We start from the raw sequence: 18,563 nt of genomic DNA, 5'->3' as shown, positions 1-18,563 counted from the left end.
CAATGGTGGCTTCACGCTCGCAAGCACCGCCCTCATGGGGCGGGTTAACCCGCGGATTAATCCGACAGGTTTACTCAAGTATATATGAAACCCACTGATTCGGTCGGCATTGGCTAAGGAAGTTCCCCCTCGGTGAGCAGGCTCATTGGCCTGCCTTTCCACCCTGACACTTACTTCGACCCGGCCGGTTCGGGTGACACATTGTCGGTCCCCGCAGCCCCAAATGCTTGCTCTCTTAAGGTCGCAAGCTGATCTCGCACCCGCGCCGCCTTCTCGAATTCGAGGTTGCGGGCGTGTTCGAGCATCTGTTTTTCCAGCTGTTTGATGCGTTTTGCGAGGTCTTTCTCGGACAAGGCCTCGACCGCCGCAGCCTCCAAGACCCTTTGGGCATCCTTGGTTTTTTCGCTATAGACGCCATCAATCAGGTCGCGCACCTGCTTTTGGATGCTGCGCGGCGTGATGCCTTCGGCCTGGTTGTGCGCCATTTGCTTGGCACGCCGCCGCTCCGTCTCGGTCAGCGCAAGCTTCATCGAGTCGGTGACCTTGTCGGCGTAGAGGATGGCCTTGCCGTGCAGGTTGCGCGCCGCGCGGCCGATGGTCTGGATCAGCGAGCGTTCCGAGCGCAGGAAGCCCTCCTTGTCGGCATCGAGGATGGCCACGAGGGACACCTCGGGAATGTCCAGGCCCTCGCGCAGCAGGTTGATGCCCACCAGTACATCAAAGGTGCCCAGGCGCAGGTCGCGCAGGATCTCGACGCGCTCCACCGTGTCGATGTCGCTGTGCAGGTAGCGCACCTTCACGCCGTTGTCGCTGAGGTAGTCGGTGAGCTGCTCGGCCATGCGCTTGGTCAGCGTGGTGATGAGCACCCGCTCGTTGACCTTCACGCGCTCGCGGATCTCCTGCAGCACGTCGTCGACCTGGCGCGTGGCGGGGCGCACTTCCACCACCGGGTCGATGAGGCCGGTGGGGCGCACCAGCTGCTCGACCACCTGCCCTGAGTTCTTCTTCTCGAAGTCTGCGGGTGTCGCCGAGATGAACATCACCTGGCGCATCTTCTTCTCGAACTCCTCGAACTTCAGCGGCCGGTTGTCGAGTGCGCTCGGCAGGCGGAACCCGTATTCGACGAGCGTCGTCTTGCGCGCGCGGTCGCCGTTGTACATGCCGCCCAGCTGGCCGATCAGCACGTGCGACTCGTCGAGGAACATCAGCGCATCCTTCGGCAGGTAGTCCACGAGCGTCGACGGCGGCTCGCCGGGCGCCGAACCCGACAGATGCCGCGTGTAGTTCTCGATGCCCTTGCAGTGGCCGATCTCCTGCAACATCTCAAGGTCGAAGCGCGTGCGCTGCTCCAGCCGTTGTGCTTCGACGAGCTTGCCGGCTTTCACCAACTCGTCGAGCCGCTCGCGCAACTCCTGCTTGATGGTGTCGATGGCGGCCAGCACGCGGTCGCGCGGCGTCACGTAGTGGCTTGACGGATAGACCGTGAAACGCACGATCTTCTGCTTGATACGCCCGGTGAGCGGGTCGAAGAGCTGCAGCGTCTCGACCTCGTCGTCGAAGAGCTCGATGCGCACCGCCAGCTCCGAATGCTCGGCCGGGAACACATCGATGGTGTCGCCACGCACGCGGAACGTGCCGCGCGAGAAATCCTGCTCGTTGCGTGTGTACTGCATGCGGATGAGCTGTGCGATCACGTCGCGCTGCCCCATCTTGTCGCCCTTTCTGAGCGTCATCACCATGCGGTGGTAGTCGTTCGGATTGCCGATGCCGTAGATCGCCGAGACGGTGGCCACGATCACCACGTCGCGCCGCTCCAGCAGACTCTTCGTCGCGGAGAGACGCATCTGCTCGATGTGCTCGTTGATCGAGCTGTCTTTCTCGATGAAGAGATCGCGCTGAGGCACGTAGGCCTCGGGCTGGTAGTAGTCGTAGTAGCTGACGAAGTACTCGACCGCATTCTTCGGAAAGAACTCGCGGAACTCGCTGTACAGCTGCGCGGCCAGCGTCTTGTTGGGCGCGAACACGATCGCCGGGCGGCCGAGCCGGGCGATCACGTTGGCCATGGTGAAGGTCTTGCCGGAGCCGGTCACCCCCAGCAGCGTCTGGAAGCTCAGACCATCTCGCACGCCCTCCACCAGTTGCTGGATCGCCGCGGGCTGATCCCCGGCCGGCGGGTACGGCTGGAACAACTGGAACGGCGAATCGGGAAAGCTCACGAACTCGCCCGCCGCGGGCTGCTCGATCACTTCAGACATCTCGGCCATGGCAGATAAAATCTCCGGGTTTCCCCGCGCACGCAGGGCAATCGTTCAGGTTAGCCCAAATCATTCCCCCGCTCTACTGACAAGGACTGTCCCATGACCTCGTTGTTTGCCGCCGTTGAAATGGCCCCCCGCGACCCCATCCTGGGCCTGAACGAGCAGTTCAACGCCGACACCAACCCGAACAAGGTGAACCTCGGCGTCGGCGTGTACTTCGACGAGAACGGCAAGCTCCCGCTGCTCAAGTGCGTGGCCCAGGCCGAGAAGCAGATGATGGAGGCGCCCACAGCGCGCGGCTACCTGCCCATCGACGGCATCGCGGCGTATGACAAGGCCGTGCAAGGCCTCGTCTTCGGTGCCGACAGTGCCGCCGTGAAGGAAGGTCGTGTCGCTACCGTGCAGGGCATCGGCGGCACCGGCGGCCTGAAGATCGGCGCCGACTTCCTCAAGCGCCTGAATCCCAACGCCAAGGTGCTGATCAGCGACCCCAGTTGGGAAAACCACCGAGCGCTCTTCACCAACGCCGGTTTCACGGTCGACACCTATCCTTACTACGACGCCGCCAAGAAAGGCGTCAACTTCGACGCCATGCTCGCCGGCCTGAAGGCCGCGCCGGCAGGCACCGTCGTCGTGCTGCACGCCTGCTGCCACAACCCGACCGGCTACGACATCACGCCCGCGCAATGGGCGCAGGTCGTCGATGCGGTCAAGGCCGCGAAACTCGTGCCCTTCCTCGACATGGCCTACCAGGGCTTTGGCGAAGGCATCAAGGAAGACGGCGCCGTCATCGAGCAGTTCATGGCCGCCGGTCTCGACTTCTTCGTATCCACCTCGTTCTCTAAGAGCTTCTCTCTCTACGGCGAACGGGTGGGCGCGCTGAGCGTGGTCTGCGAGAGCAAGGACGAAGCGGCCCGCGTGCTGAGCCAGCTCAAGATCGTGATCCGCACCAACTACTCCAACCCGCCGACGCACGGTGCACAGGTGGTGGCCACCGTGCTCAACACCCCGGCTCTGCGCACGCTGTGGGAAGAAGAACTCGCCGGCATGCGCGTTCGCATCAAGGAGATGCGCACGCTGCTGGTCGAGAAGCTCAAGGCCGCGGGCATCAAGCAGGACATGAGCTTCATCACCTCGCAGAAGGGCATGTTCAGCTACTCCGGCCTCAGCAAGGATCAGATGCAGCGCCTGCGCAGCGAGTTCGGCATCTATGGCGTCGACTCCGGCCGCATCTGCGTGGCCGCGCTCAACAAGAAGAACATCGACGCGGTGGTCAGCGCCATCGCCAAGGTGAGCTGATCCGAGCCCAGGGTGTCCCGCCTGGGACACCCCTTGTGCGGCAAACGCACGCACAAAAACACACTAGGCCCTCTTCTGGTGCCTTTTCGGGGTTTCCACCCGCCGCTGTCATCTGCACGATTCAGGGCAGCTGCCTAGAATGCTGCGACGCACAAGCGTGCACTGGCGTGCAATCCACGCTCACGAGGAACTCCGATGCTGTATCAACTCTATGAAACCCACCGTGCGCTGCTGAGCCCGTTCTCGGAATTCGCCAGCGCCTCGGCCAAGCTGTACAGCCACCCGCTGTCGCCGTTCACGCACACGCCGCTGGCCCACCGTGTCTCGGCCGGCCTCGACCTGATGCACCGGCTCTCGAAGGAGTACGAGAAGCCTGAGTTCGGCATCACGTCGGTCAAGGTGGGCGGGGTCGACGTGGCCGTGCAGGAGCAGGTCGCGATCGAGAAGCCTTTCTGCCGCCTGCTGCGCTTCAAGCGCTTCACCGACAACCCCACCGTGCTCGCCAAGCTGAAGGAGCAACCCACCGTGCTCGTGGTGGCGCCTCTGTCGGGTCACCACTCCACGCTGCTGCGCGAGACGGTGAAGATGCTGTTGATCGACCACAAGGTCTTCATCACCGACTGGACCGACGCGCGCATGGTGCCGACCGAAGCCGGCCCCTTCCACCTCGACGACTACATCTACTACGTGCAGGAGTTCATCCGCCACATCGGCCCCGAGGTGAACGTGATCTCGGTGTGCCAGCCCACCGTTCCTGTGCTCGCCGCGATCTCGCTGATGGCCAGCGCCGGCGAATTCACGCCGCGCACCATGACCATGATGGGCGGCCCCATCGACGCTCGCAAATCGCCCACCGCGGTCAACAACCTGGCGATGAACAAGAGCTACGAGTGGTTCGAGAACAACGTGATCTACCGTGTGCCCACCAACTACCCGGGCAACGGCCGGCGCGTGTACCCGGGCTTCCTTCAGCACAGCGGCTTCATCGCGATGAACCCCGACCGCCACCTGAAGAGTCACTACGACTACTTCATGGACCTGATGCGCGGCGAGGATGAAAGCGCCGAGTTCCACCGTGCCTTCTACGACGAATACAACGCCGTGCTCGACATGCCGGCCGAGTACTACCTCGACACCATCAAAACCATCTTCCAGGACTTCGCACTCGTGAACGGCACCTGGGACGTGGGCGGCAATCTCGTGCGCCCGCAAGACATCACCACCACGGCCCTGCTCACCATCGAAGGCGAGCTCGACGACATCTCCGGCGCCGGCCAGACCAGGGCTGCACACGAGCTGTGCACCGGCATCCCGAAGTCGCGCCAGTTCCACTACGACGTGGAAGGTGCGGGCCACTACGGCATCTTCTCGGGCCGCCGCTGGCGCGAGAAGGTCTACCCGGAACTGCGCGACTTCATCGCGTCGCATCAGGCCTCGGCCTCGGCGCCTCGCAAGGCCGCCGCTGCCCCGCGCAAGACGACACGCAAGGCAGCACCGGCCCGCAGCAAGCGAGCCGCTTAAGCTCAGCGGGTGACTGCACCGACACACACCGCTGTCGCCCTCGCCGACGCACTGAACGACGCTTTGCCGCAGACGCAGTGCACGCGCTGCGGCTACCCCGACTGCCGGTCCTACGCCGAGGCCATCGCCCGCGGCGAGGCCGGCATCAACCAATGCCCGCCCGGCGGCGCCGAAGGTGTGGCGCGGCTGTCGCAGCTCACCGGCCGCCCGGCCCTCCCCCTTAACCCGAACAACGGCGCCGAAGGCCCGCGCCAGCTGGCCGTCATCGACGAAGCCTGGTGCATCGGCTGCACCCTGTGCCTCAAGGCCTGCCCGGTCGATGCCATCGTGGGCGGCGCCAAACGCATGCACACGGTGATCGACCCGCTGTGCACCGGATGTGAACTGTGCATCCCGGTGTGCCCGGTCGACTGCATCTCGCTCGTCAACGTCACCGGCGAGGCCACGGGCTGGCAAGCCTGGAGCGCCCCCCACGCCGACGAGGCGAAAACACGCTACGCCTTTCATCGCCTGCGCTTGCAGCGCGACGCCGACGAACGCAGCGCCCGCCTGGCGGCGCGCGCACAGGCGCTGCAGGAGACCGCGACTCCTGCCCCGGACGCCCAAGCCCCGGTGACCAAGGAAAGCCGCATCGCCGCCGCCCTGGCGCGCGCCCGCCGGCGCAACGGCACCCCCTGACCGCCGGGCGCCTGTCGGCGTCGTCCTACGCCCACTCGCGGCCAGTTCCGACAGGTCTCGTTGCACGGGGCTGACTTAGACCGCGAGAAGCGGCGCCTACGCTGTGCGCACGGGTTCAGCTTCGGGCCCGCAACCTACCGTCACTCACGGGAGCCGACATGAATCGAGATCGCATCGGTGGCCAGCTGAAGACCAAGGGCCACGCTCGCAAAGGCTGGGGCCGCCTGTTCGGAGACGAACACCAGGGCGAAAAGGTGCGCGAACACGCCACGGGCAAGACGCAACGCACCTTCGCCATCCGCCAAGGCGAGGCCCGCGAGCAGATCCGCGAGCTGCAATCGCGCTATTGAGCGCATGGCCCATGAACCGGCCCGGGTGGTGGATCGTGCTCGCAGCCGCCCTTGGCGCCCTGCTGGCATGCGACCCCAAGAAGACGCCAAGACCGGGTGACCCACCCAAGCCTGTCGCACAACTCCTGAAGGCCCAACCGCTCGACGACCTCACCCGCTGAGACAATCGGCGTCCATGAAGACGTCGTCGATCGAGCCCTTCTTCGCCACCCTCAAGGTTGCCAACCCCCACCCCGTCACCGAGCTGGAATACACCAACGCCTTCGAGCTGCTGGCGGCCGTCTTGCTATCGGCACAAGCCACGGATGCCGGCGTCAACAAGGCGACCCGCAAGCTCTTCGCTGTCGCCAACACGCCGGCCAAGATGGTCGCGCTCGGCGTCGAAGGTGTCAGCGAGCACATCAAGACCATCGGCCTCTTCCGCAACAAGGCGAAGAACCTGGTCGAGACGAGCCGCATCCTCGTCGAGCAGCACGGGGGCCAGGTGCCGCACGACCGCGAGGCACTCGAAGCGCTGCCGGGCGTCGGCCGCAAGACGGCCAACGTGGTGCTCAACGTGGTGTTCGGCGAGCCGACGATGGCGGTCGACACGCACATCTTCCGCGTCAGCAACCGCACCGGCCTCGCACCCGGCAAGAACCCGCTCGAAGTGGAGATGGGCTTGCTCAGGCGCGTGCCGCCGGAGTACCTGCACCATGCGCACCACTGGCTCATCCTGCATGGCCGCTATGTCTGCCAGGCGCGGCGGCCGCTGTGCGAGCAGTGCCAGGTGCTGCGCTATTGCGACTCGGCGCCGCCCGAATTGCTGAAGAAGCTGACGGCGGCGGCGTAAGGCACGGCGGCCGGCCATTCGGCAGCGCTGAGCGGGTGCAACTCGCCGGCCGCCACCCAGCGTGCCGCGTTGATCCACCCGGCATGGCCCACCGCGCACAGCGGCGCATCGCCCAGCTCTTCGAGGAACGAGCGGCAGCGCGCCATCAGCTCGCGCACCGATTCACCACCGCCCGGCGCGTGGTCGGCGAAGGCGTTGGTCCATGCCCCGAGTTCTGCAGCGCCCACGTCGGCCCAGCACCGCCCGTCCCAGCGCCCGAAATCGAGTTCGCACAGACGCGCGTCGATGCGGTGCTCGAAGCCCCAGCGCGCCAGCCATCGCCCCACTTCGGCGCTGCGCGCAAGCGGCGAGGTGACGACCACCCTCGCCCACGCTTCGCGCCGTACACGCTGGCGGATGCGATGCGCGAGGCGCTTGGCCTTGCGCCGATCCACCGGCAGGTCGACCCGGCCCACGCAACGCCCCTGCGCACCCACCGGCTGCGGGTGGCGCCAGACGATCAGCGGGGCCACCATGCGAGCCACCCCAGCAGCACGGCGAGTTCGGTGAGTTGCTGCGTGGCACCGAGTGTGTCGCCGGTGACGCCGCCCAGCCGGCGCATGAACCAGCGCCCGCAGAGCCACGCCCCAGCCAGCGCCAAAGCCCACGCCGTCACCACCATCGGCCACCACGCGGGGTGCCACACCACCAACGCGGCGCCGGCCACCAGCGACCAGGCAAGCGCCACGACGAAGCCGCTACCGGAAATGCGCTCGGCCAGCGGCTTGGCCTTGGCCAGCGACACGTCACCGGCATACGACAGGAAGCGGATCAAGGCCACCGCAGCCGTGCGCGACACCGTGTGCGCCAGCAGCAGCGCCGCCACGGCCCCGGCCACGGGCAGCGCTGCGAGTGTGGCCGCCTTCAGGCCCAGCACCAGCAGCAGGCCGACCGCTCCGTAGGTGCCGATGCGCGAGTCCTTCATGATCTCGAGCGCCCGCTCGCGGCTCACCGCGCCGCCAAGGGCATCGCAGGTGTCGGCCAGGCCGTCTTCGTGGAAGGCGCCGGTGAGCAGCACCGTCGCCATCATCGACAGCCCCACCGCCACGACGGGCGGAAAGAGCAGTCCCGCCGCCCACAGCACAAGCGCCCCGACGGCTCCGACGAACGCACCGACCAGCGGGAAGTGACGCGCGCTCTGGTTCAGCCACAGCGGGTCGAAGCCCACCCGCACCGGCACGCGCGTCAGGAACTGCAACGCCACGCCGATGAGCCGCAGCTCGTGGCGAATCATGGAGCGCGCTTGTCCCGGCGGTCGGACACACCCGCCGACTCGAAGCTCGCCATCTGTTCGAGCAAGGTGAGCGCGCTCACGAGCAGCGGCCACGCGAGCGCCGCGCCCGAGGCTTCGCCCAGCCGCAGCCCCAAGTCCAGCAGCGGCTCGGCCCCCAGGTGCTTGATGAGCGCTGCATGCCCCGGCTCGGCCGAGCGGTGCGCGAGCACGCAATAGCCCAGCACGCGCGGCACGAACCGCGCTGCCGCCAGCACGCCCGCACCGGCGATGAACCCGTCGACCACCACCGTGCGCCGCTCGGCCGCCGCCTCCAGCGCCGCGCCCGCGAGCATCGCGATCTCGAAACCGCCCATTGCCGCCAGCACGGCCAGCGGCGTGCTCGCCTCGCGGTGCCGCGTGAGCACCGAGCGCAGCACGCTGAGCTTGCGCGCGAGGCCCGCATCGTCGAGCCCGGTGCCCCGGCCCGTGCAGCGCTCGAGGTCTTCACCGCCCAGACGCGCCAGCAGCAAGGCCGCGCTCGACGTGTTGCCGATGCCCATCTCGCCCAGCAGCACCACATTGCCCGGCAGCGAGCGCACGAGTTCGCGACCGGCCTCGATGGCCTGCACGCACTGCGCCTCGCTCATTGCCGGCCCCACCAGCGTGTCGGCGGTGCCGAAGCCGATCTTGCGGTCGATGAGCCCGGGGCGCGGCGCGAAGGTGTGGTTCACGCCCGCGTCGACCACGCTGAGCGCGAGCCCGTGCTGGCGCGCGAGCACGCTCACCGCCGCGCCACCGGCGAGGAAGTTCTCGACCATCTGCCAGGTCACGTCGCTCGGGTAGGCCGAAACGCCACGCGCCGCCAGGCCATGGTCACCGGCGAACACGAGCAGCTGGGGTGAACGCCATTTCGGCGCCTCGGTCTGCTGGATCAGCCCGACCTGCAACGCCAGCGACTCGATGCGCCCCAGCGACCCCGTCGGCTTGGTCTTGCGGTCCAGCCGCTGCTGCAGCCGCTGGCGCAGCGCGGTGTCGTGGAGGTCGGCGATCTCGGGCAGGTTCATGGTCGGGGCGGCGCGTCTGCCAGGCGCATCAAGGCGCCGGCCTCGAAATGGGTGTCGACAAAATCGGCGAGCCCGTCGAACACGGACTCCAGCGGCTGCACGCCGGCGCCGAACAGCGCCTGCATCACCGAGGCCGACTCGAAGAGCCCATGAGCGTACAGGCCGAGCACGTTGCGGTGTTGCCAGCCGATGGCCTCGCCTCGGGGGTTGAAAAGTGCGGATTGCGCGCTGGCGCCCGGTGCGGCTTCGGTGCGACCGTGGCGGATTTCGTAGCCTTCGGCCTGCACACCCGACAGGGCCTGCCAGGCACCCTGCAGCGACGAGAAGCGCACCGGCGTGGCCGACAGCAGCTTGCGCGGCTCGAAGCGGGTCACGAGCGGCAGCAGCCCGAGGCCGGCCGCATCGCCGTCCACGCCGTGCGGGTCGTGGAGCGCCTCGCCCAGCATCTGCAAGCCGCCGCAGAGGCCGAGCACCCGGCCGCCGCGTGCTGCGTGTGCGCGAATTGGGCCCTCGAGCCCTTGGGCGCGCAGCCACGCCAGGTCTCCGCTGGTGTGCTTGGAGCCAGGCAGCACGATCCAGTCGCCCTCGCCGAGCGACGCGAGATCGGCCACGCTGCGCGCCCAGCCCACCCGCACGCCGGGCAGGTTGCGCAGCGGCTGGAATTCGTCGAGGTTGCTGATCCGCGGGTAGGCCACGATGGCGATGCGAGTGCCGCCGGCTGGGCCGGTGGGCGTGTCGTCGAATACGCCGTCTTCCTCCGGCAGGCCGTGGCCGCGCCACATGGGCAACACGGCCAGCGTGGGCACGCCGGTGAGGTCTTGCAACTGCTGCGGGCCCGGGGCGAGCAGGCCGGCATCGCCACGGAAGCGGTTGAGCACGAAGCCGCGCAGCAGGCGGCGCTCGGCCTCGGGCAGCAGCTGGTGCGTGCCGTAGAGGTGGGCGAAGGCGCCGCCGCGGTCGATGTCGGTGACGAGCAGGCAGGCCGCGTCGACCTCGCGCGCCGTGCGCATGTTGACGAAGTCGCTCGCATGCAGGTTGATCTCGGCCGGCGAGCCGGCGCCTTCGATCACGAGCAAGTCGTTCTCGGCCGCAAGCGACTGGAGAGCCTCGCGTGCAAAGGGCCAGAGCACCTCGCTGCGCTCGCGCCAGGGCACCGCAGCCAGGTCGGGCCGCACCTCGCCCATCACCACCACCTGGCTGCGCGTGTCGTGCTCGGGCTTGAGCAGCACCGGGTTCATGCGCACCTCGGGCACCCGCCGCGCGGCCAGCGCCTGGAAGTACTGCGCGCTGCCGATCTCGCCGAGGGCACCGTCTGGCCCCGGCACGACGCGCGCGTTATTGCTCATGTTCTGCGCCTTGAAGGGCGCCACCTTCAGGCCCTGGCGCGCGTACCAGCGGCACAGCGCCGTGGCGAGCCAGCTCTTGCCGGCACCGCTGGTGGTACCGAGCACCATCACCGCGCGGGCACGGCCTCGCGCGCTCACACGGCCCTCGCTACCCACGACAACACGGTGAGCACCATCGCCGCCCAGGCGGCCATGGTGGCAAAGCCCAGCGCCTGCACCATGTTGCGCGACGACGGCGCGGCGCCGGTCTCGTTGAGCACGTAGACCCCCGGCTTGGCCAGCCGCACGCCAAGGCGCAGCGCCATCGCGCCCATGGCCCAGCCGCCGTTGGGCGACGGGGTGCGCCCGGCCTGCCGCCTGAGCGAACGCCAGCTGGCCGCCCGCCACGCCGGGTAGAGGCTCAGCGCGGTAAGGCGCGCGGGCAGCCACGACAGCACGTCGTCGGCCCGCGCCGACCACTTGCCCGCCCATTCCCACACGCCGCGGTAGCCCCACATCGCATCCATGGTGTTGGCCACGCGGTAGAGCACCGCGCCGGGCAGGCCGAAGATCGCGAACCAGAAGAGCGGCGCGATGACCGAATCGTTGAGGTTCTCGGCGAGCGTCTCGATGGCGGTTTCGCGCAGCGTGTCTTCATCGAAGTCGCTCAGGTCGCGGCTGACGAGTTGCGACAGGCGCTCACGCGCCGGCTCCAGGCCGAGCGCCAGGCTGTCTTCGAAGGCGATCACCTCGTCGCGCAGCATGCGCCAGGCGAACATCGGCTTGAGCAGCAGCGCCAGCACCGGGATCGACCACCACCACGCCGCGCCGAGCAGTTGCTTCTGCAACCACCACGCCAGCCCGGCCGCACCGCCGGCCAGCACGATCCACGAGAGCGCCCCACCCCAGAACGCCGCCGCCTGCGGCAGCACGCGCAGCCGGCAGCCGAGCGGCCACAGCAGCTTGCCGAGCCAGGCGATGGGATGCAGGGGGTTGCGGGGTTCGCCAAAGAAGGCGTCAAGGGCCCAGGCGAGGACGAGCGCGAGGGCAAGGACGAGAGCGGCAGACAGCGGTGCAGAAGGTGTGGCGGGCAGCATCGTCGAGGTCGGTGCGGCGGGATTGTGCGTCAGCGGCGCGCCGATGCGCGTCAATCGAGGTAGGGGATCGCAACAAAACGCTCGCCGATGCGCTCGATGCGCAGCGCGTGGCCGAACACCTCCTGCAGCCTTGCATGCACTTCGTCGTCGCCCGCGGGGCCCACCGCCCTCACCCGCCCGGCCTGCATCACCACCAGGTGGTCGGCCTGCAATGCAAGCGACAGGTCGTGCAGCACGCTCACCACCGTGCGCTCGCGCGCCAGCCGCTGGAAGAGCCGCACCAGAGCCACCTGGTGCGGCGGGTCGAGGTGGGTGGTGGGCTCGTCGAGCAGGAGGAACGGCGCATCGACCGCGAGGGCGCGCGCCAGCAGCACCCGCTGCCGTTCGCCCCCCGAGAGTTCATGCAGGCGCCGCTCGGCCCAGGCTTCGCATTCGGCGTCGGCCATCGCCTGCTGCACGATTGCGTGATCGCGCGGGCCCGGCTCGGCGAAGAGTCCGAGCTGCGGCAGGCGGCCGAGCTGCACCACCTCGCGCGAGCTCAGCTCGCCGGTGGCCTCGCCCTGCTGCGCGAGCCAGGCGATGCGCTGGGCACGCTCTCGCGGCGTATGGCGGGCGAGCGGCCGCCCGTCAAGGCGCACCTCGCCCGACCGTGGCGTGAGCAGGCCGGCGAGGCAGCGCAGGAGCGTCGACTTGCCGGCACCGTTGGGGCCGACGATGGCAGTCCAGCCGCTGGGCACGGCGAGCGTCACGTCGTGCAACACCGTCGCCTTGCCGAGCTGGACGGTGAGCCGTTCGGCGTGCAAGCCACTCATGCCACCACCCTCCGCCGGTGCAGCAGCCAGATCAGGTAGCCACCGCCGAGCACCGCCGTCAGCACCCCCACCGGCTGCTCCTGCGGCGCGGTGAGGCTGCGCGCGAGCACGTCGGCTGCGAGCAGCAGCACCCCGCCGGTCGCGGCGCTGGCGACGAGGAGGTAGCCATGCGTGGCGAGCGCAAAACGGCGCACCAGGTGCGGCGACACCAGGCCCACGAACGCGATCAAGCCGGCCTGCGACACGGCCAGGCCGGTCGCCAGTGCCAGCACCACCACCATCGCTAACCGCACACGTGGCAATGCGATGCCGAGGCTCAGGGCGCTGTCTTCGCCGAGAGTCAGGGCATCGAGCGCACGCGAGAGGCGCCAGCCGAGCGGCAGCACGATGAGCAGCCCTGCGCCCATCACCGCGCAACTGCCCCAGCCCAGGAAGCCGGTGGAGCCGAGCAGGAAGGCCTGCTTGCCGCGCAGCGCATCGGGCGCTGCGGTGGTGACGAGGTCGCTCACCGCGCCGAGCAGCACGCCCACCACCACGCCCGCCAGGAGAAGCCGCGCCGTCTGTTGCGCCCCACGCGCGAGGCTCAGCGTGAGCATCACACCGACCAGCGCGCCGAGGAACGCGGCACCGACGAGGCCGAAGCGCGCCATGACGTCGGCGGTGGCCAGGCTCACCCCATGCCCGACCAGCATCGACGCCGCCAGCACCACCACCACCCCGAGCACCGCGCCCGACGCCGAGCCGAGCAGGTAGGGGTCGGCCAGCGGGTTGCGGAAGAGCCCCTGGGCCACCGCCCCGCCGAGGCCGAGCAGCGCCCCGGTGAGCCAGGCGCCGAGCGTGCGCGGTGCGCGGATCTGGCCGATCAGCAAGCCGCCGTCGGGCCCTTGCAGCAGGGCCCAGGTCTGCGCAGGCGACCAGCCCTCGCTGCCCGCCGCAAGGCCCGCCGCCACGAAGAGCAGGCTCAGCGCCCAGAGGGCCACGGCCAGGCGCAGGCGGGACTGGCGCTCTTCCTGCGACATCAACGGCCCCTTCCGGCCAGACCGGCCAGGCAGTCGGCCAGGTGCAGCGCCGCCTCGCCCATGCGGGGGCCGGGGCGCACCAGCACCTCGTACTGCTCGAGGCCGAAGCCGCAGCTGCGCCGCTGCTGCAAGGCCGGCAGGCTGGCCCAGCCGGGGCGGCGCGGCATCTCGTCGAGGTTGCGCTGCGCGGCCATGACGATGTCGGGCCGCGCCTTGACGATGAATTCCGGGTTGAGGCGCGGAAAGGCGCCGAGCGACGGGTCGACCACGTTGCCCATGTGCAGCCGCTGCAGCGTCTCGCCGATGAAGGAGCCGGCGCCTGCGGCATAGGGCGCGGCGTCGACCTCGAAATACACCTTCTGCCCGCGCACGCTCGCCGGCACGCGCGCGGCGGCCTCGTCGATGGCGCGTTGGATGCGCGCCCATGCACGCTCGGCTTCGCCGGGTGTGCCGAGCAGCACGGCCACCATGCCGAGCGCGTGCCGCACGTCGGCATGCGTCTTCGCATCGACGATCACGACCGCCAGGCCCAGGGCTTCGAGCCGGTCCACCACGCGAGCCGAGGGTTCGGCCAGCACCACGTCGGGCTTGAGGGCCGCGATGCGCTCGACCTGCGCATCTTCCAGCCCGCCCACGTTTGGCAGCAACCGCACCTGCGGCGGCGAGTTGGAAAAGCGGTCCACCCCCACCAGCCGCCCGCAGCCGCCGAGTGCGCACACCGTCTCCGTCAACGAGGGCAAGAGCGTGACGATGCGCTGCGGGTGGCGCTCGAAGCGGTGCGTGACGCCGCGATCGTCTCGCAAGGTCAACGCCGCCAGCGCAGGGCCGCACAGCCCCGCGAGCAGAAGCCACGCCACCAGCAGGCGCCTCATGCCGGGCCCTTCACGTTCACTTCCAGGCCCGCCACCATGAGCGTGACCCGGCTCGCGATTCTGGCCACCGCCTGGTGCAACTGCCCCAGCGCATCGACGAAGCGCCGCGCCTCGGGCGACAGCGGCGACACGCCGAGGCCGATTTCGTTGGACACGAGCACCACGGGGCCGGGGGCGATGCTCAGCGCATCGCACAGCGCCTGGAGCCGTGCCTCCCAAGCGCCGTCGTCCAGCGGTGCGCCATGCATGGGCATCAGGAGGTTGGTGAGCCACAGGGTCAGGCAGTCCACCACGAGCAGCCGATGCGGCGCGCCAAGCCTGCGCAACGCCTCGGGCAGCGCGCAGGGCACCTCCTCGGTCGACACCCCTGGGGCACGCGCCGCCCGGTCGACACGGTGTCGGGCGATGCGCTCGCGCATCTCGGCATCGTGCGCCTGCGCCGTGGCCAGCAGCACGGCTTCGTGCCCTGGCTGTGCGAGCCAGGCTCGCGCGCGCTCTTCGGCGCAGCGCGACTTGCCGCTGCGCTGCCCGCCGAGGATGAGTTCGACCGACGAGACCACGGTGGTCAGAGCGAGACGCGCACCGAAAGCACCACGTTGCGGCCGGCCTCCGGGTAGATGGAGGTGGGCGCACCGCTTGAGTTGCAGCCGTACGCCTGCGTGTAGTACCTCCGGTCGGTCACGTTGTTGACACCCAGCCCGAGTTCAACCTTCTCGGTGCTGAAGGCATAACGCAGGTTGCCAATCGTGTAGGCCGGCATGGTGCAGCTGTTCTCGAAGTTCGGCGATTGTGACGACACGGTGTTCACCAGCGCCCCGAGCTTGTGGGCCTCACTCAGCTTCCAGTCGACGCCGATGGACGCGGTGCGGCGCGGCGCGAGCGCGATGCGGCGGCCGTCATTTGGGCCGGCGGTGAACCTGGCCTCACGCGCCGCGGCGTTCGCCCACACGAGCCAGGCCGCGGCGAATTGCTGGCGGACTTCGAGTTCGACGCCCTGGCGCACCGTCGGGTCGAGGTTGACGTTGGCCCCGGGGCCAAACGGGCCAGGCGCCGTGGGGTTGTAGCCGATCTCCTGGCGCAAGGCGCTGCGGTAGGCGCGCACGTCACCACGGCCCGTGGCCCACCCCATGCGAACGCCCAGTTCGGCATCGCGCGAGGTCTGCGGCTCCAGCGTGGCGCCGATGGCGGTGAAGCCGATCTCGTCGACGTTCGGGAAGCGGAAGCTGCGGCCCACGTTGCCGTAAAGCGAAGTGGTCTGGCCGATGGCCTGCACCGCGCCGACGTTCCATGCATTGAAGCGGCGGTCGACGGTGGCGGTCGGCGCATCGGTGCTGGTCTTGGTGGCGCTCTGCCGGCGCAGGCCGAGCGAAAGTACCGTGCCCCAGGGCATGGCGATGTCATCCTTCAGATAGAAGCCGCGCGAGTCCTGTTCGGCCGTCGAGCTGAAGGCGCCTGGCACGACGCGCGTCCAGCTGTCGTCGTCGACACCGGCGATGAGCGTGTTGACGAAGTCGCCGAGGGGCGCGTGGTGGTGCACCCGCAGGCTGCGGTTGCGTGCCTCGATGGTGTAGGCGTAGGTGAAGCTCGTCACGCTCTCCAGCGCCTTGTTGCGCTGGCCGGCGTCGAGCGAAATCTGGAACGGGCCGAATGTGGCGGCGGCGAAGATGCCGTTGCGCTGGTTGTCGACGTGGGCACGGTCGGTCTCGTGATTCGGTTGGGCTTGCGTCGGGTCGGCGGCGTACTCGTCCGCCGAGAGCGCACCGGGCAGCCCCGTCTCCAGCGAGTCCTGCGCGTGGCGCGCACCGATGCGCAGCCAGTCATTGCGCCACTGCGCGACCAGGCTGCGACCTTCGTTCGACGAATGGAAATTGCGGCGGTGGCCGTCGGTGCTGCGCGCGTCGATCGCGGCGTCGAGCGAGAAGCCGTCCTTCACGACGGTGGCCGAGCTGCGGCCCTCGAGCAGCGAGTGGCTGCCCAGGGCCAAATACCCCTGGCCGCCGGCCACGCGTGGCTTGCCACTCGCGGCCTTGGTGGTGATGACGATCGCCCCTGCCGTGCCACCTTCGCCATACAGCACCGAAGCGGTACCGCCTCGAACCACCTCGATGCTCTCCACCGAGTCGATCGGGATGCCCGCGAGGCGCGTGCCGCCCATGTCGGCCTCGCTGAGCCGCACGCCGTCGACGATCACCACCTGATTCGAGTCGGCGGTGGTGCCGAAGCCGCGCAGGTCGAGCTGGTAGTCGCCGCCGCCATAGAAGTCCAGCCGGCCCGGCACGCCAAGGAGTTTCATCAACGCATCGTTGACGGTGACGGCGCCGCTGTCGCGGATCTGTTCGGCCGTCAGCACACTGACGCTGAAAGACAGGCGGCTCGCGTCTTCCGGGAAGCGGGTGGCCGTCACGGTGACGGGCGGCAGGGTTGGCGCCTGCGCATGTGATGCAGCGCAGGCAAGGGCAAATACCGACAGGGAAAAGCCGGGCGCAGCGAACCGCGCAGCGGCAGCCAATGCCGAAGCGCGCAGAACGGGACTCATCATGGAAAACTCACAAGGACACATCGTGCGAGCCGGCTTCCCCGCCAGCTCGCACCTCATGGCCCGCGGCATGCCGCGAGCCCCCTGTTGGCCGGTATCCGGGCTGGCGGACATCCCATGCGACCTTCCCAGCGCCGTGAGGCACCAGTGGTGTTTGCACATGAGCGAAGGGCTGGCCTTCGTCCGCTTACCGTTGCGGGGGCAGCGCAGGTGGGTGCTCGGCCCGTGGGGCGTTGCGACCTCTGCTTCCCGTTTAACTGTGCCGATGTGAAAACCGGCACGGGCACCAACACGCGGATTGTAAGCAGCGAGAAAGGCCGCCCTACAATGACGCAACGCAACCTTCCGGCACCCCATGTCGAAGATCCAGGACCTTGCAGACCGCGTCGAGCGCTTGCTGCTGCGGCACGAGGAACTCAAGCGCACCAATGAGTTGCTGGAACAGCAGGTGGCGCAACTCACGCAAGAGCGCGACAACCTGCGCTCGCGGCTGAACGCGGCGCGCAGCCGCATCGACGCCCTGCTCGACCGCCTGCCGGTCGACGCGCCTGCGGGCGACACCCACAACGACAGCCGCAACGAAGGTGGCCGCGCATGAGCACCATGAAGCAGATGGAAGTGACCATCATGGGGCAGAGCTACATCCTCGGCTGCCCCGAGGGCGGTGAGGTGTCGCTGCTCGAAGCCGTGGGCAGTGTCGACCGTGAAATGAGCGCCATCCGCGATGCCGGCCGCGTCAAGGCACGCGAGCGCATCGCCGTGCTGGCCGCGTTGAACCTCGCCTATGCACTGGCCGAGCGCCCGGCACCCGCCGCCGCAGTAGCACAAGCGCCTGCCGGTGCGTCAAGCGTACCCACCTCCAACGTGGACATCGACGCACTCATCCAGCGCCTCGACCAAGCCCTTGGCGCCGACGGTCAATTGCTCTGAAGCGATGGTGTCGCGGCGAGGCGGCGCGTAAAATTCGCTCTGTCCGTTGCGTTCGCGTGAGTCTTATATTTCCTTGAACCGATGCGCGTAAGCGCCAGGGCTTGGAACATCGCCTGGCAGGTGTGATCGTCTCGCGTCAGATGAACCCGAAGCCACGCTGACCTCGCCCACCTGAACCAGCCTGGGTTCAGGAATGCGGCTCACGGCTCGCGACGGACACCTTTTCTTTCCCTCGGCTCATCCGCATGGCAAAACAACAATACTGGCTCATGAAGAGTGAGCCGAGTGAATGCTCCATTGACGATCTCGCCGCCGCCAAGAAGCAGACTGTGCCTTGGTTCGGCGTGCGCAACTACCAGGCGCGCAACTACATGCGCGACCAGATGCAGGTCGGTGATGGCGTGCTGTTCTATCACTCGTCGTGCCCGGAGCCGGGCATCGTGGGCCTGGCCACCGTGTCGAGCACGGCTTACCCCGACGAAACCCAGTTCGACAAGAAGAGCCACTACTACGACGAGAAGTCCACGCGCGAAGAACCTCGCTGGATGCTGGTCGACGTGACGCTCGATCGCAAGACGCGGCTGCTGTCGCTGCCCGAGTTGCGCGAAGCGCCTGAACTGGCCGACATGATCATCCTGAAGAAGGGCAACCGCCTTTCGATCACGCCGGTGACGGCGGCCGAGTGGAAGGCTGTGTTGAAGCGGCTCGGCTGAGCCCG

20 protein-coding genes and 1 riboswitch are annotated in these 18,563 nt (G+C 68.4%); of the genes, 9 read left to right on the top strand and 11 right to left on the bottom strand.

The window, feature by feature from the left end:
- Nucleotides 1-170 precede the first annotated feature (170 nt).
- On the bottom strand, nucleotides 171-2,264 hold the full coding sequence (uvrB, locus tag RXV79_RS10130) for an excinuclease ABC subunit UvrB (protein ID WP_316703309.1): 2,094 nt from the start codon (nucleotides 2,262-2,264) through the stop codon (nucleotides 171-173).
- Between the two features lie 93 nt (nucleotides 2,265-2,357).
- Between uvrB and RXV79_RS10125 the strand changes: the two genes are divergently transcribed.
- From RXV79_RS10125 to nth, 6 genes are all read left to right on the top strand, one after another.
- Nucleotides 2,358-3,557, top strand: a complete 1,200-nt coding sequence (locus RXV79_RS10125) for an amino acid aminotransferase (RefSeq protein ID WP_316703308.1) — start codon at nucleotides 2,358-2,360, stop codon at nucleotides 3,555-3,557.
- Between the two features lie 195 nt (nucleotides 3,558-3,752).
- A complete protein-coding gene (locus tag RXV79_RS10120) occupies nucleotides 3,753-5,078 on the top strand; it encodes a polyhydroxyalkanoate depolymerase (protein ID WP_316703307.1) in 1,326 nt (441 codons plus the stop codon).
- A 9-nt stretch (nucleotides 5,079-5,087) separates the two neighbouring features.
- Nucleotides 5,088-5,756 carry an electron transport complex subunit RsxB gene (rsxB, locus tag RXV79_RS10115; protein WP_316703306.1) on the top strand — a complete coding sequence of 223 codons (669 nt, stop codon included), beginning with the start codon at nucleotides 5,088-5,090 and terminating at the stop codon, nucleotides 5,754-5,756.
- 158 nt (nucleotides 5,757-5,914) lie between these two features.
- Entirely contained in the window at nucleotides 5,915-6,106 is a 192-nt protein-coding gene (locus RXV79_RS10110; protein ID WP_296720396.1) for a CsbD family protein, read from the top strand.
- 11 nt (nucleotides 6,107-6,117) lie between these two features.
- A complete protein-coding gene (locus RXV79_RS10105; RefSeq protein WP_316703305.1) occupies nucleotides 6,118-6,267 on the top strand; it encodes a hypothetical protein in 150 nt (49 codons plus the stop codon).
- 14 nt (nucleotides 6,268-6,281) lie between these two features.
- Nucleotides 6,282-6,938 carry an endonuclease III gene (gene nth / locus RXV79_RS10100; protein WP_316703304.1) on the top strand — a complete coding sequence of 219 codons (657 nt, stop codon included), beginning with the start codon at nucleotides 6,282-6,284 and terminating at the stop codon, nucleotides 6,936-6,938.
- On the opposite strand, the gene RXV79_RS10095 is transcribed toward nth, so the two are convergent.
- Genes RXV79_RS10095 through RXV79_RS10050 form a run of 10 tightly spaced genes read right to left on the bottom strand, consistent with a single transcriptional unit; the run spans nucleotide 6,884 to nucleotide 16,918 of the window.
- Nucleotides 6,884-7,453, bottom strand: coding sequence for a histidine phosphatase family protein (locus tag RXV79_RS10095; protein ID WP_316703303.1), 570 nt, complete (start codon nucleotides 7,451-7,453; stop codon nucleotides 6,884-6,886). The genes nth and RXV79_RS10095 overlap by 55 nt on opposite strands.
- Complete coding sequence (gene cobS, locus RXV79_RS10090) at nucleotides 7,438-8,211, bottom strand: adenosylcobinamide-GDP ribazoletransferase (protein ID WP_316703302.1); 774 nt, start codon at nucleotides 8,209-8,211, stop codon at nucleotides 7,438-7,440. Before cobS ends, RXV79_RS10095 begins: the two co-directional genes overlap by 16 nt.
- Nucleotides 8,208-9,254 carry a nicotinate-nucleotide--dimethylbenzimidazole phosphoribosyltransferase gene (gene cobT, locus RXV79_RS10085; RefSeq protein WP_316703301.1) on the bottom strand — a complete coding sequence of 349 codons (1,047 nt, stop codon included), beginning with the start codon at nucleotides 9,252-9,254 and terminating at the stop codon, nucleotides 8,208-8,210. The genes cobS and cobT overlap by 4 nt, the downstream gene beginning before the upstream one ends.
- A complete protein-coding gene (locus RXV79_RS10080; protein ID WP_316704064.1) occupies nucleotides 9,251-10,708 on the bottom strand; it encodes a cobyric acid synthase in 1,458 nt (485 codons plus the stop codon). Before RXV79_RS10080 ends, cobT begins: the two co-directional genes overlap by 4 nt.
- 26 nt (nucleotides 10,709-10,734) lie before the next feature.
- The gene (gene cbiB / locus RXV79_RS10075; protein ID WP_316703299.1) at nucleotides 10,735-11,730 is read right to left on the bottom strand and encodes an adenosylcobinamide-phosphate synthase CbiB; all 996 of its coding nucleotides are present in this window, start codon (nucleotides 11,728-11,730) and stop codon (nucleotides 10,735-10,737) included.
- Nucleotides 11,727-12,488, bottom strand: a complete 762-nt coding sequence (locus RXV79_RS10070; RefSeq protein WP_316703298.1) for an ABC transporter ATP-binding protein — start codon at nucleotides 12,486-12,488, stop codon at nucleotides 11,727-11,729. The genes cbiB and RXV79_RS10070 overlap by 4 nt, the downstream gene beginning before the upstream one ends.
- A complete protein-coding gene (locus tag RXV79_RS10065) occupies nucleotides 12,485-13,507 on the bottom strand; it encodes a FecCD family ABC transporter permease (RefSeq protein ID WP_316703297.1) in 1,023 nt (340 codons plus the stop codon). The genes RXV79_RS10070 and RXV79_RS10065 overlap by 4 nt, the downstream gene beginning before the upstream one ends.
- Entirely contained in the window at nucleotides 13,507-14,379 is an 873-nt protein-coding gene (locus RXV79_RS10060; protein WP_316703296.1) for an ABC transporter substrate-binding protein, read from the bottom strand. Before RXV79_RS10060 ends, RXV79_RS10065 begins: the two co-directional genes overlap by 1 nt.
- A complete protein-coding gene (locus RXV79_RS10055; RefSeq protein ID WP_413816694.1) occupies nucleotides 14,376-14,948 on the bottom strand; it encodes a bifunctional adenosylcobinamide kinase/adenosylcobinamide-phosphate guanylyltransferase in 573 nt (190 codons plus the stop codon). The genes RXV79_RS10060 and RXV79_RS10055 overlap by 4 nt, the downstream gene beginning before the upstream one ends.
- Nucleotides 14,945-16,918: a TonB-dependent receptor gene (locus RXV79_RS10050; RefSeq protein ID WP_316703294.1), complete on the bottom strand. Its 1,974-nt coding sequence runs from the start codon at nucleotides 16,916-16,918 to the stop codon at nucleotides 14,945-14,947. The genes RXV79_RS10055 and RXV79_RS10050 overlap by 4 nt, the downstream gene beginning before the upstream one ends.
- Before the next feature lie 68 nt (nucleotides 16,919-16,986).
- A riboswitch (cobalamin riboswitch) is annotated at nucleotides 16,987-17,221 on the bottom strand.
- Between the two features lie 49 nt (nucleotides 17,222-17,270).
- Between RXV79_RS10050 and RXV79_RS10045 the strand changes: the two genes are divergently transcribed.
- The 3 genes from RXV79_RS10045 to RXV79_RS10035 all read left to right on the top strand — a co-directional run bounded on the left by RXV79_RS10045 (nucleotide 17,271) and on the right by RXV79_RS10035 (nucleotide 18,558).
- The gene (locus tag RXV79_RS10045) at nucleotides 17,271-17,513 is read left to right on the top strand and encodes a cell division protein ZapB (protein WP_316703293.1); all 243 of its coding nucleotides are present in this window, start codon (nucleotides 17,271-17,273) and stop codon (nucleotides 17,511-17,513) included.
- A 5-nt stretch (nucleotides 17,514-17,518) separates the two neighbouring features.
- Nucleotides 17,519-17,845, top strand: coding sequence for a cell division protein ZapA (locus tag RXV79_RS10040; RefSeq protein WP_316704062.1), 327 nt, complete (start codon nucleotides 17,519-17,521; stop codon nucleotides 17,843-17,845).
- A gap of 245 nt (nucleotides 17,846-18,090) precedes the next feature.
- Nucleotides 18,091-18,558, top strand: coding sequence for an EVE domain-containing protein (locus tag RXV79_RS10035; RefSeq protein WP_316703292.1), 468 nt, complete (start codon nucleotides 18,091-18,093; stop codon nucleotides 18,556-18,558).
- Nucleotides 18,559-18,563: the final 5 nt, after the last annotated feature.

Source organism: Piscinibacter gummiphilus (genome assembly GCF_032681285.1).
GTDB lineage: Bacteria > Pseudomonadota > Gammaproteobacteria > Burkholderiales > Burkholderiaceae_C > Rhizobacter > Rhizobacter gummiphilus_A.
Note: the sequence above shows the minus strand (reverse complement) of the source record. Positions and strands in the feature narration are given on the sequence as shown.